At 37.3% G+C, this 12,508-nt stretch carries 12 protein-coding genes; 7 read left to right on the top strand and 5 right to left on the bottom strand.

The window, feature by feature from the left end; translation table 11 throughout:
- Positions 1–325: 325 nt before the first annotated feature.
- Entirely contained in the window at positions 326–988 is a 663-nt protein-coding gene (locus RT41_RS07445; RefSeq protein ID WP_096818576.1) for a redox-sensing transcriptional repressor Rex, read from the bottom strand.
- A 173-nt stretch (positions 989–1,161) separates the two neighbouring features.
- On the opposite strand from RT41_RS07445, the gene abc-f reads away from it, so the two are divergent.
- The 3 genes from abc-f to RT41_RS07430 all read left to right on the top strand — a co-directional run bounded on the left by abc-f (position 1,162) and on the right by RT41_RS07430 (position 5,238).
- Positions 1,162–3,099, top strand: a complete 1,938-nt coding sequence (abc-f, locus tag RT41_RS07440) for a ribosomal protection-like ABC-F family protein (protein WP_096818556.1) — start codon at positions 1,162–1,164, stop codon at positions 3,097–3,099.
- Positions 3,100–3,313: 214 nt separating this feature from the next.
- A complete protein-coding gene (pyrE, locus tag RT41_RS07435; protein ID WP_096818554.1) occupies positions 3,314–3,949 on the top strand; it encodes an orotate phosphoribosyltransferase in 636 nt (211 codons plus the stop codon).
- Positions 3,950–3,960: 11 nt separating this feature from the next.
- Positions 3,961–5,238, top strand: a complete 1,278-nt coding sequence (locus tag RT41_RS07430; protein ID WP_096818551.1) for a dihydroorotase — start codon at positions 3,961–3,963, stop codon at positions 5,236–5,238.
- A 27-nt stretch (positions 5,239–5,265) separates the two neighbouring features.
- Here RT41_RS07430 and RT41_RS07425 read toward each other — a convergent pair whose 3' ends face one another.
- Entirely contained in the window at positions 5,266–6,006 is a 741-nt protein-coding gene (locus RT41_RS07425) for an SDR family NAD(P)-dependent oxidoreductase (RefSeq protein ID WP_054639431.1), read from the bottom strand.
- A 452-nt stretch (positions 6,007–6,458) separates the two neighbouring features.
- Complete coding sequence (locus tag RT41_RS10470; RefSeq protein WP_180752699.1) at positions 6,459–6,602, bottom strand: hypothetical protein; 144 nt, start codon at positions 6,600–6,602, stop codon at positions 6,459–6,461.
- Between the two features lie 343 nt (positions 6,603–6,945).
- On the opposite strand from RT41_RS10470, the gene RT41_RS07420 reads away from it, so the two are divergent.
- The 4 genes from RT41_RS07420 to RT41_RS07405 are packed head-to-tail and all read left to right on the top strand — an operon-like array spanning position 6,946 to position 9,752.
- Positions 6,946–7,638: a DnaD domain-containing protein gene (locus RT41_RS07420; RefSeq protein ID WP_054639430.1), complete on the top strand. Its 693-nt coding sequence runs from the start codon at positions 6,946–6,948 to the stop codon at positions 7,636–7,638.
- 14 nt (positions 7,639–7,652) lie between these two features.
- Positions 7,653–8,303, top strand: a complete 651-nt coding sequence (gene nth, locus RT41_RS07415; RefSeq protein WP_096818550.1) for an endonuclease III — start codon at positions 7,653–7,655, stop codon at positions 8,301–8,303.
- Positions 8,296–8,982, top strand: a complete 687-nt coding sequence (locus tag RT41_RS07410; RefSeq protein ID WP_096818547.1) for a tRNA (adenine(22)-N(1))-methyltransferase — start codon at positions 8,296–8,298, stop codon at positions 8,980–8,982. Before nth ends, RT41_RS07410 begins: the two co-directional genes overlap by 8 nt.
- Complete coding sequence (locus RT41_RS07405; RefSeq protein WP_054639429.1) at positions 8,979–9,752, top strand: Nif3-like dinuclear metal center hexameric protein; 774 nt, start codon at positions 8,979–8,981, stop codon at positions 9,750–9,752. Before RT41_RS07410 ends, RT41_RS07405 begins: the two co-directional genes overlap by 4 nt.
- Before the next feature lie 21 nt (positions 9,753–9,773).
- Here RT41_RS07405 and RT41_RS07400 read toward each other — a convergent pair whose 3' ends face one another.
- Together RT41_RS07400 and yidA are read right to left on the bottom strand one after the other, a co-directional pair.
- A complete protein-coding gene (locus tag RT41_RS07400) occupies positions 9,774–11,591 on the bottom strand; it encodes a glycerophosphodiester phosphodiesterase (RefSeq protein ID WP_180752698.1) in 1,818 nt (605 codons plus the stop codon).
- 84 nt (positions 11,592–11,675) lie between these two features.
- Positions 11,676–12,494 carry a sugar-phosphatase gene (gene yidA / locus RT41_RS07395; protein ID WP_096818543.1) on the bottom strand — a complete coding sequence of 273 codons (819 nt, stop codon included), beginning with the start codon at positions 12,492–12,494 and terminating at the stop codon, positions 11,676–11,678.
- Between the last annotated feature and the right edge of the window lie 14 nt (positions 12,495–12,508).

Here is a 12,508-nt window from a genome sequence, read left to right as displayed (position 1 = left end):
TTATTATAGAAGTGATATAATATTTGAGTATAAGTGATATATTCATATTCAAAAAGCCGTTCATGCTAGGGGGAGTATGGACGGCTTTTTTATTTTCCAGACTAATTAATGTTTGATATAATAGAGTTGCTTTTTACTTAGGGCAAGAAACATCCGTTCATCACACGGATGTTTTTTCTTTGTTCGAAAGTTTGTTGTAAATTTACAACAATTATCTAAAAATAGTAACGAATTGTTGTAAAAATGTTGTAAGTAAAAAGCATTTATAATCTTTTTAATCTAATTTGTAAAATAAAAATGGCTCTGTATAGCCATTTATTGCCTTTTAATCTTTCTCGTGTGCTTCTTTCCCATTCATGAAGAACAGGAGGGTTTGAAGTTCTTTAGTTAAGTCAATGGATTGAACAACAACATCATCAGGAACATAAAGACGCACTGGAGCAAAATTTAAAATCCCTTTAATTCCGGAAGCAACGAGCAAGTCAGCCACGTCTTGTGCATCCTCTTTACGTACAGAAACGATGGCAGTTTTAACGTCAGAATTTGCGATGTTCTTTTCTAAATCTGAGATGTTGTAAATGTGAATCCCTGTATCAGTTTGTGTACCAACGAGTGGATTTCCTGCGATATCATAAGCTTGTGTAATACGCATTTTATTACGGTCTTGGAAGCTATAATTAATCAATGCGCGACCTAGATTACCTACCCCAATGAGGGCGATATGTGTTTCTTGATCTTGACCGAGCAGTTCGGCAAAGAAATCACGTAAGGCTAACGTTTCGTAGCCATAACCACGACGACCTAATTCTCCAAAAAGGGAGAAGTCTCGTCGAATGGTGGCGGCATCGACGCCAATTTTTTCTGAAATGATGGTTGAATTCGTTCGTGTTACTTTTTCATCAACCAATAATTTGAACAAACGATAATATTGTGGAAGGCGTCTTGCTGTTGCTTTAGGCAATTTTTTATGTAATTTAATTTCAACCAATTTTTTACTCCAAGTTTTTTTATCTAATCGAGTTAATTTTTCTCTTGTGATAATTTTACCAAAAGATTGTGAAAAATACAACCAAATTTAATCACAATCTTCTAAAATTGGACTCTTTTGTAAAAAAAGTTTAATTTTATGTTAAAATGTAGAGAAGAAAAAAAGGATGTAACATGATATTAATGCAAGGAAATAACATCGCTCGTACGTTTGGAGCTGATGTATTATTTGAAGGAATTAATTTTAATTTACAGGAGCACTCTCGAACGGCCTTGGTCGGACGTAATGGTGCAGGTAAATCAACTTTATTAAAAATTATTGCTGATGTGGAAGAGCCTTCTAGCGGAAACATTTCCAAAGTCAAAGATTTATCCATGAATTATTTGGCACAAGATCAAGGCTTGTCATCTAATCTGACCATATATGAAGAAATGTTAGGAGTTTTTGCCGAATTACGAGCAAACGAACAAGAATTACGGCAGATGGAGATACAAATGTCAGAACTGACAGGAAGTGATTTATCGGAGTTGATGACCCGATATGACACACTTTCTGAGGCTTTTAGACGGAGTTCAGGTTTTACATACGAAGCTGAAATTAAGTCTGTTTTAAATGGCTTTAAATTTCAAGAAGAAATGTGGCAACAATCAATATCTGAATTGTCAGGGGGACAAAAAACTCGGTTGGCACTTGCCAAAATGTTACTTGAAAAGCCGCAATTATTAATTCTGGACGAACCCACGAACCACTTAGATATTGACACACTAGCCTGGCTTGAAAATTATTTAAAAAATTATTCAGGAGCTTTACTCATTGTCAGTCACGACCGGTATTTCTTGGATAAGGTAGTTAATGAAGTCCTTGAATTATCTCGTGGGGAGTTAACTCGATTTTCTGGTAATTATTCCAGATACATGGAATTACGAGAAGAAAAAGAAGCTTTAGAAGAAAAAGAATTCGAAAAGCAACAAAAAGAAATTGCAAAATTGGAAGACTATGTGGCTCGCAATTTGGTTAGAGCATCAACTACTAAAATGGCACAATCACGCCGAAAACGGTTGGAAAAAATGGACCGATTAGAGGCGCCAAAAGCGAACGAAAAAACGGCCAACATTATGTTTACAGCGGAAAAACCATCTGGAAATATTGTTCTGACCGTCGAAGAAGCAGCTGTGGGTTATCTGGTCAATTATATGTCTAATCCTTCACAAAGTATAGTCTTGTCTTCACCAATCAATATTGATGAACGTAAAGGAGAAGCAATTGCTATTGTGGGGCCGAACGGAATAGGGAAGACGACTCTGATTAAATCAATCATCGGTCAAATTCCTTTCCTTAGAGGACAGGCTAAATTAGGCGCAAATGTATCTGTAGGTTATTATGATCAGGAGCAAGGCCGTTTGACGCCTTCAAATAGTGTTTTAGACGAATTGTGGAATGACCACCCTTTGTTACCCGAAGTTGAAATTAGAACAATGCTGGGAGCCTTTTTGTTCAGTGGAGAGGATGTCAAAAAGGCTGTTGCCATGCTTTCTGGTGGCGAAAAAGCTCGTCTTTTACTTGCTAAATTAGCAATGGAACACGATAATTTTCTAGTCCTTGACGAACCGACAAACCATTTGGACATTGATAGTCGAGAATCACTTGAAAATAGCTTAATCGACTTCGATGGGACGATTTTATTTGTCAGCCATGACCGTTATTTTATCAATCGAGTGGCAACTCGCATCATTGAAATTTCCGAAAATGGAAGCCAAGTTTTCATGGGGGACTATGATTATTATTCAGAAAAGAAAGCAGAGCAAAACCTAGAAAATCAAGATTCTGCTTTTGAAGATGCGGTAATATCAGCAGGACAACTTGATTTTCAAGCCCAAAAAGAAGTTCAAAAAAACCGCAGGAAACTTGAACGTGAATCTGAACGTTTAGAAACGCGTCTTGACGATATTGATAAAAAGATCACAAACATTACTTCACAAATGCACAATTTTACCAATGACTTTGTGAAATTAGGCGAATTTCAATCAGAATTAGATCAATTGAGAGACGAAAAAGAAGGCTTAGAAATTGAACTTTTGGACATGCTTGAAGCACTTGAAGACATGAGCTAATTAATTTGCCAGTTCCTTCTTGCAAAAATCAATTGAGTTTGTTAAAATGATTCCAATACAACTTTTAAACAAGCCCAGAGAGACTTGCAAGGTTAATAAATCAGGAAAAAATGTCAGTGCGTGTAATATTCGTCAGAACTGACAGTTCTTTTTAAACAGATTAACACTTGCCAAGCACTTTGGCACGTGTTTTTTGTTTACAAAAGGAGAAAAAATGACACTTTCACAAGACATTGCAAAAGATTTATTGAAAATTGAGGCGGTTAGTTTATCGCCTAATACCCCATTTACTTGGGCTTCTGGAATTCAATCTCCAATTTATACGGACAATCGTGTGACGCTTGCTTATCCGGCCGTAAGGACAGCAATTGAAGAAGGTTTCGTTGAACTAATAAAAGAGAAATTTCCAGATGTTGAAATTATTGCTGGAACAGCAACAGCAGGCATTCCACATGGGGCAATCGTGGCTGATCGTATGAATTTGCCTTTCGCATACATTAGGTCAAAACCTAAAGATCACGGTAATAAACGCCAAATTGAAGGTCGTGTTTTTCCAGGACAAAAAATGGTTCTTATTGAAGATTTGATTTCAACAGGTGGAAGTGTCTTAGAAGCTGTTGCTGCTGCAGAACGAGAAGGTGCACAAGTCTTAGGCGTGGCCGCTATCTTTACTTACCAGCTTGAAAAAGCTAGCCTTAACTTTGATATGGCACAGGTCAGATTAGAAACTTTAACAACTTATACAGATCTCATTCATGTGGCACATGGAACCGAAGCAATAAATGAAAGCGAGTTGAAACTTTTGCAGAAATTTAAATCCAATCAAGAAAACTGGCAAGATTTATCTTGAAAGGAGAGCAAATGAAGCTCATAAAAAACGGTCGACTCATTGACCCAAAATCAAATTTTGACGGCCAAGCAGACTTATTGATTGATGGTGAAAAAATTGTCAAAATTGCACCAGTTATTGTCCCGAGGCCGCACGATGAGATCATTGATGCCAGTGGTAAAATTGTTGCACCCGGGTTGGTGGATATTCATGTCCATTTTAGAGAACCCGGTCAAACACAAAAAGAAACGATTCACACGGGAGCCCTTGCTGCAGCGGCCGGCGGATTCACTAGCGTTGTCATGATGGCAAACACGAACCCAGTCTTATCAAGTCCAGAATTAGTCCGAGCAACAATGGAGCTTGCTGCACAAGAAAAAATTCATATTCACACACTAGCTTCAATTACTAATGAATTTGATGGAAAAACCCTCACCGATTTTGAAGCCCTTTTAGAAGCTGGAGCAATTGGCTTTTCCGATGATGGTATACCAATAAAAAGTTCGAGAACATTAAAAAACGCGTTGGACAGGGCAAAAACATTAAACGTCATGCTTTCAATACATGAAGAAGATCCAGATCTAATAGATCAACTTGGTGTTAACGGGTCAGACGAAGTGAGAAAAAATTGTGGTATTGAAGGAGCACCTGATGTTTCCGAATACAGCATGATTGCGCGTGACCTAATGATTGCCTACCATTGTCAATCACCTTTGCATATTCAACATTTATCTACAGGACTTTCGGTTGACTTAGTTCGTTTTGCAAAAACCCTAGGTGCTCCAATTTCAGCCGAGGTCACGCCGCAACATTTTTCGTTGACTGAAAATGCGCTTGACGATGCAGGGACTAATGCTAAAGTGAATCCACCTTTACGGAAGTCAAAAGACATTGACAAAATTATTGCTGGGCTGTTAGATGGAACAATTGATGTGATTGCGACTGATCATGCGCCCCACACGGTCAAAGAGAAAGCACAGTCCTTGAGGAAGTCGCCTTCAGGAATGATTGGCCTAGAAACGTCTTTACAACTGGGTCTGACTCATCTGGTCGCATCGAAACATTTGACCTTGCTTGAGTTAATCCGAAAAATGTCAACCAATCCAGCACGCCTTTACAATTTAGATGCGGGGTATTTAGCTGAAAAAGGGCCAGCAGATCTCATCATTTTTGATGCTCAAATTGATCAAGAAGTTCCATCTGTTTTCCAATCTAGAGCAACAAATTCGCCTTTTATACATCAAAAAGTCAAAGGCCAAGTCGTCATGACCCTTTGCAAAGGACAAATCGTATTCAAAAAGAATAAATAAAAAACTCCTTAGAGGAGTTTTTTTATTTTAGGCAAGAACACCGCCGTCAACGATGAATTCACTTCCTGTTGAATAAGAAGAGTCTTCAGAAGCGAGGAAAAGAACTAATTTTGAGACTTCACTAGGTTTTGCCATGCGTTTCATCGGAATTGTTTCTTTAAAGCGTTCAATCGCTTCTTTTTGTGCACCTGTTGCTTGAAGAACCATTGGTGTTTCAACGGCACCTGGGTGAACAGAATTGACACGAATATTCTTTGGTGCTAATTCAAGTGCGGCTGATTTTGTCAAACCACGAACAGCGAATTTTGAGCTGACATAAGCATATCCACCAATACTTCCATGGAAACCTTCAATAGAAGAAATGTTAATGATTGAAGCAGCTGAACTCTTTTCCATCAAAGGTGCTGCATGCTTCATTCCAAGGAAAACAGACAACTGATTGATTTCGATGGTTTTCATGTATTGATCTTTGGTCATCTCAGTCAATGGGTGGAACACGCTAATTCCAGCATTATTTACCAAAATGTCCAATACACCATTTTCGGCATTGATCGTTTGGATTGCTTTTGCCCAATCTTCTTCATTTGTAACGTCAAGGTGAACAAAGTGTGCTTTGTCGCCCAATTCAGCGGCAGTTGCATTTCCTTTTTCGTCATTGATGTCAGCTAAATAAACAGTTGCGCCTTCACTAATAAAAGTTTCGGCATGGCCTTTACCCATACCCATTGATGCACCTGTGATCAAGGCGACTTTGCCTTCGAGTTTCATTGAAAACCTCCTGATAATTATGTAATTATACAATTATTGTATACCTCATTATACAATAAATTATTAAAATAAAATATACATAAGATTATAAAATATGAAAAATTAGATAAAAATTTTATGTTAAATAATGCACATGATTAAAGGAATGTTTTCGCTTACAAGTTTTTGGAAAATTCACTATTTTAAAAATAGAAAAATTAAATCAATGAATTGTTTATACAAATTAATAATGACAATTTTGCATAAAAATAAAAAATAAAATGCAAAATTATTTAATTACGGATTTTAATTTCTAGCCCTTTGATCTTGTAAATAGGGAGAGTAATTTAAACATAAATAAAAGTATTAACTAATAAATAAGTCGGTGATGTTAGATTCTAGAATTGGAAAAAATTGAAGAAAAAAAGTCGCTGGCGACACTTCATATTTTTACAAATGTAAAATTTTCAACTTTAACTCAGGAATGGAATTTTAAGCAGCAAGCCTTCGATTATTCCATGAAGAAGGATTTCAACAGAATTTGTCACACTAATGATATCTCCATTATATCGCCACCATTGAATTACGGTCTGAAAATGGTCAAATGTATTCCTCATTGGCCTATAAAGAGCTGTTTTGTCTAGCCGAAATATCGGAAACATTTTATAATGAAGGTCATCTGTTAAGGGCGTCAAATTTGGACCAAATAGAATATATTTTTATGTTTGTTAATTTATGAAATAAGGATTTGCTCTGAATTCTATTATCATTCCTGTTGCGCCACATACATCAGAAACTTAATGCGTGTAGTCCTTTCGTGATCCTGGATAAATTTATCTACAGCCTTTTGATAAAGTGTTGCTTCCTTGGAGAAGTCACTTTGTCTTTAATTGCTCTGAAAATAGTTTGGTTTGTCATTGTGTGCTTTCTCTCAGCCTGCTTTAATGATATAATAGAAGCATGACATATTACGAAGAATATACAAATGGACATCTGATTTTGCCTAAAGCATTGACACTTTACTTTGCAAAGCTTTTTCCAAGTGCGGATGACTTTCTCGTTTGGCTCTATTTCTATGATAATCGCGATATTGCTCCAAGTGAAATTGCGACGAGAATAGACAAAACTCTGACCCAGGTCAATCATTCCATTACAGCTTTGCAGAATTTTGGATCGCTTAAAGTTACTCTGATTGACTTAGCTGGCGATGTTGAAACGATTTTTGACGTGAGTCCTGTTTTTCGTCATTTGGATGAATTAACAAGCACTACACCACCGATTTCAGAAAATCAGTCAACAAAAAAAATTCAAAATAGTGATGAAGAAGCTCAAAAAAATGGTCAACTGCAAGACTTGGTGACAACATTTGAGGCCGAAATGGGCGTCATATCACCCATGCAAATGGATGAATTACGGGCATTACTTTTTGAAGATCAATATGAACTGGCATTGATCAAAAAAGCCTTACGTGAAGCCGTTTTGAACCGCAAAGTCTCACTGAAATATATTAAAGCGATTCTGCGCAACTGGAAAAATGAGGGCTTGATGAATGTTCAAGCTGTTGAAAATAAGCAGAATATTTTTGATCTTTCAAAGATGCAAAAGCCAACTCAAGATTTTTATATTCCCATGGATGGGCCGTGGAATAATTAGAATGAGATGATCGGATGTTAAGTAAAAAGAAATATTTAGAGGCTTTGGATATTATTATGTCCATGTACCCTGACGCTCGAGGCGAACTCAACTGGGGAACCCCTTTTCAGTTACTCATAGCTACTATATTATCGGCACAAGCAACGGATATTGGCGTCAACAAAGCGACACCTGCCCTTTTTGCGGCTTATCCGGATGCAGAAAGTCTAGCCAAAGCCGATATTGCATCGATTGAGAGTAAAATTAAAACGATTGGTCTTTATCACACTAAAGCTAAAAATATCAAAGCTGCGGCGCAGATGTTGGTCGATGAGTTCGATTCAGTTTTACCTCAAGACAAAGAAATCCTACAAAAATTGCCAGGAGTAGGTCGCAAAACAGCTAATGTTGTACTGGGCGATGCCTTTGGAATACCCGGGATTGCTGTAGATACACATGTTGACAGAGTTTCTAAGCGGCTGAATATTGTACCTCAAAAGGCATCGGTTCTTGAGGTTGAAAAAACTTTGATGCGTTATATCCCGCAAGACGAATGGGTCTCAGCGCATCACCATTTAATATTTTTTGGCCGATATCATTGCACGGCTAAGAATCCAAATTGTGAGAATTGTCCTGTTCTTTCTTATTGTAAATTTGGTAAAGAAAGGTTGGGAGTAATTGATTAAAAATCATTTGTCATTACGTTTAAAAGTAGTCGCCTCACTTGTTGAAAATGGTGCAAGGCTGGCAGACATCGGATCTGACCATGCTTTTTTGCCCACTTTTTTGATTGAAGAAGGCAGAATTGATTTTGCGGTCGCTGGTGAAGTGGTTAAGGGGCCATTTGAAATTGCCAAGACGCATGTACAGAAATCAGGGTTAGAGGATCATATTCACGTTCGTTTGGCCAATGGTTTAGCAGCTATTGAAGCTGCAGATCAAATAGACACGATTGTGATAGCAGGAATGGGTGGCCTTTTAATTTCTGAAATTTTAGAAGCAGGTGTGAAAAAAATTAAGCCAAATATGCGCTTGATACTTCAGCCGAATAATCACGAAGATACCCTCCGAGAATGGTTGATTGAACATCAGTTTGCAATTAAAACTGAAAAAATAGTATATGATGCTGAAAAATTTTATGAAATGATTGTCGCGGAACCTGCTGGAGAAAAAATGAAGCTGTCTGAATTGGATTTGAAATTTGGACCTTATTTACGTCGTGAAAAATCCGACATTTTCGTGCAAAAATGGACAAAAGAAATTCACACGCAAGAATATATTTTATCAAGTTTACCTGATCAAACGATGTCAAAATATGCAGAAGTAGAAGCATACTTACTACAGCTTAATGAGGTTTTATCATGAAAATAAGTGAATTTGTTAAGCCCTATGAAAGCTTTTGCCCTCAAGATTTAGCCATTGAAAATGACCCTGTTGGTTTGCAAATTGGGCGCCTTAATCAAGAAGTCAAAAAAGTTTTAGTCACTTTAGATATTCGTGATCAAACGGTTCAAGAAGCAATTGATGTGGGGGCAAATTTAATTTTTGCCAAACACCCCGTAATTTTTAGTCCATTGTCAGGGCTGACAGATGAGGATAGTCAGGAAAATATCATTTTGCGTTTGGCAGAAGCTGGCATATCCGTATATACCAGTCATTCGAATATCGATGTTGTAAAAGGCGGACTTAATGACGACTTTGCGGAAATTTTGGACATGACAGAAGTTGAAGTACTTGACGATCGTGATGGAATCGGTCGTGTAGGCAATATTGAACCTCAAAGTCTATCAGAATTGGCCCTTAAAATTAAAGCAGGTTTTGGATTAAAGCGCTTGCGTTTGGTTACATATGATCGTGATTTGAAGTCTGTTATAAAGCGAATTGCCATATGCGGTGGTTCGGGTGGAAAATTGTGGCCACAAGCTCTTGCTAAAGGGGCTGATTTATATATCACTGGTGATATTTATTACCATAGTGGGCACGATATGTTGTCTTCTGGTCTGCTCGGCATTGATCCAGGGCACTATATTGAACATTTGTTTGTCCCTAAGGTGGCTAATTTATTACGAAAATGGCACCCAGAGATAGAAATTTTAGAAAGTCAAACATTAACCAATCCTTTTTATGACATATAAAAAACGACCTATGGTCGTTTTTTACATTCCGCCAACATTAAATAAATCTATAACGTGTTTGAGTGCTGAAATTTGGTTCGTCTCAACAAATAGATTCAGCTTTTGTGCATAAGATAATTTTCCTAGACTTTCTTTCATTGTATTTTTGACCATGGGAATATTGTCAGTAATGACAGCATCAACCCCGTAGGAACGAACTTGTTGAAGTGAAGCGGCATCATCAATATCCCAGGTATAGACTTCTTGTCCTCTTGATTGTGCTGTGGAAACAAAAGATTGATCCAGTGTAGATTTTTCCATCGAGAAACCAGATGCTTTACTTTCAGGAACACCAGAAGAATTGAAAATCATGATATAAAAGGCTTTTATGGCAGGAGCCTGTGTGCGTAATTCTTGAATCACATTGAAGTTGAGTGAATGGATTTGAGCTTGATTGTCAACTATTTCATCGCCATACTGTTTCAAAAAGTCTTCGACTAATTTTTGAGGATGGCGGTTGGTTGATTTTATTTCAATTAATAACTTTTGGTGGAGTCGATTAGCCTCTTTAAAATAGTCTGAGAATGATGCAACAGGCGCACTGTGGTTATTGTCGTGCACGGTTAGCTTTTCGAGTTGATTCAAAGTTAATTGATTGACTTTTTTATTGACTCCAGTCAGAGCAAACAAATTGGCATCATGCATGACAACCCACTTGTTATCTTTAGTCAGACGTATATCCATTTCGACATATGCTGGATGGTAGGTTTTACTGGTCGCAATCAGCGCAGGGATTGTATTCTGGGCACCATTGCCATTGGAGACACCTCGATGTGAAATGACCATGGGATTAGATAATTCATTATTCGAAGTCAAATAGCTGTAATTGCTAGCAAAAAGACCAATTGTAAATATTAAAACAAAAGATAAAGTGAGAATTGTTCCAATGAATTGAACAAAACGCGGTATTTTATTCTTGTTTTCCAATTTTATTTCAACATCAAAATCCATCATGCTAGAAACAATGAAAAACGGGATTAGCAGAGACAGGATCATGGTAATCAATGAGAACAACTGTAAGCCGAGCATTAAAAGACTTGCCAAAAGTGCTGAATTTTGTGGGAACTGTTGATCAAATAATTTCTGTAAATTCACAAGCCCCTGGCTTAATAAAAAGCGGAAAAAGACCATTGAACCAAATAATGATATGACATATGCTAAAAAGGTAAAAAATTTATGACGGGACAAGATCCAACTGGACTTGATGCATGCGCTGATTTTTTTATCTGTCAAAATTAAATAGGGCAGCGTAAAAATGAGGCGAAAAGTGATGTAAAAACAGAGGCAATAAAATAACGTCACACCAACTAAACCCCAGAGACTCGAATGAATGATGAATTCAAGGACAAAATCTGGAATCCTTATGTTTGAAATGATGCCCAAACTGCTCCCCATGCCACTTAATGGAAATAAGAGCATGAAGTAAATGAAAAAGAAAAGAAGTGAGCCTAGCCTTACTTTTTTTAATTTTTGCAAGGATAAGCGAAATAAGGCTCTAAATGGTGGGTGTTCTTGCTTAATGATGAATTGGTTTAATAAAATCATGAAGGAGAATTCCCAAAATATTGCAATCAAAGCGACAAGTAAAAGTAAGATAAGCCATGCCGCAATGAATGGTTGATGCATAAAAATAGGCCCAATATTATCATAAGACAAATAATTGATGCCAGAAGCATCTAGTAAAGTTTGAAAGGCAAACAGTAATCCGACACCTAAAATTTCTAACACAAATAATTGAAATAAAAAAACTGTGACAAAATAAGAAGGGCTTTGAGCATAAAATGCCCAAGTTTTTTTCAAGTAAGAACGCATAGCCGAACCTTTCTGAACTTGTGATGAAAAAAAGATTCAAATGAATGAACCTTTTTTTATTATAACATATAATTAATTGATGTATTCTTTAATCGCCCATTCGTTAATGGCATAGGCAACTCCAGATTCAATATTTGATTTAGTCACATGCTTAGCGATCTTCTTCAATTCTGCTTTTCCATTTTCCATCACCACAGGACAACCGGCAACTTCCAACATTGAGCGGTCATTTTCTTCGTCACCAATCGTCATGACTTCATCCATGTCAAGAAACAATTTTTCGGCTAAATGTTTAACGGCAGAACCCTTACTGGCTTTTTTATTCATAAATTCAAGATAGAATGGTGTCGATTTAACCATATTAAAACGTTCGAAAAACTCAAAAGGCATGTAGGCAATACCATCGTCAAGTTTTTCAGGTTCATCCACGGTCATCACTTTCGCAATTTCAAGTTGGCCAATTTCTTCTGGCAATCGATAGTAAAGGGGCATATTTACCATCGCAGCTTCATGAACGACATACTTCCCGATGTCCCGTTGGCTCGTATAGATTCCTTCGCGGGTAATCGCCATTAATGGAAGACCGATTTTACGAGCCATGGCATCAATATCTAGAAAATCTTCGCGACTAATTGATTCTTTGATGAACTCTTCGCCTGTGTCAGCACGCTGAACAAGTGCCCCATTGTAAGTAATGACATAATCGCCATGCTCGGTCAGGTCAAGCTCATTCAAAATATCCGTGACGCCCATCAAAGGACGTCCGGTACAAATAACAATTTTAATGCCGTAAGTTTTGGCAGCTTTAACAGCGGCCTTGACAGCGGGTGTAATTTTTCGTTCAGGATTGAGCAAAGTGCCATCCAAATCAATTGCGACTAATTTAATCATTTCATTTCTTTCTA

The organism is Lactococcus fujiensis JCM 16395, from assembly GCF_002441655.1.
GTDB classification, from domain to species: domain Bacteria; phylum Bacillota; class Bacilli; order Lactobacillales; family Streptococcaceae; genus Lactococcus; species Lactococcus fujiensis.
The sequence above is the reverse complement of the archived record's forward strand: the minus strand, read 5'-3'. Positions and strand labels throughout refer to the sequence as shown.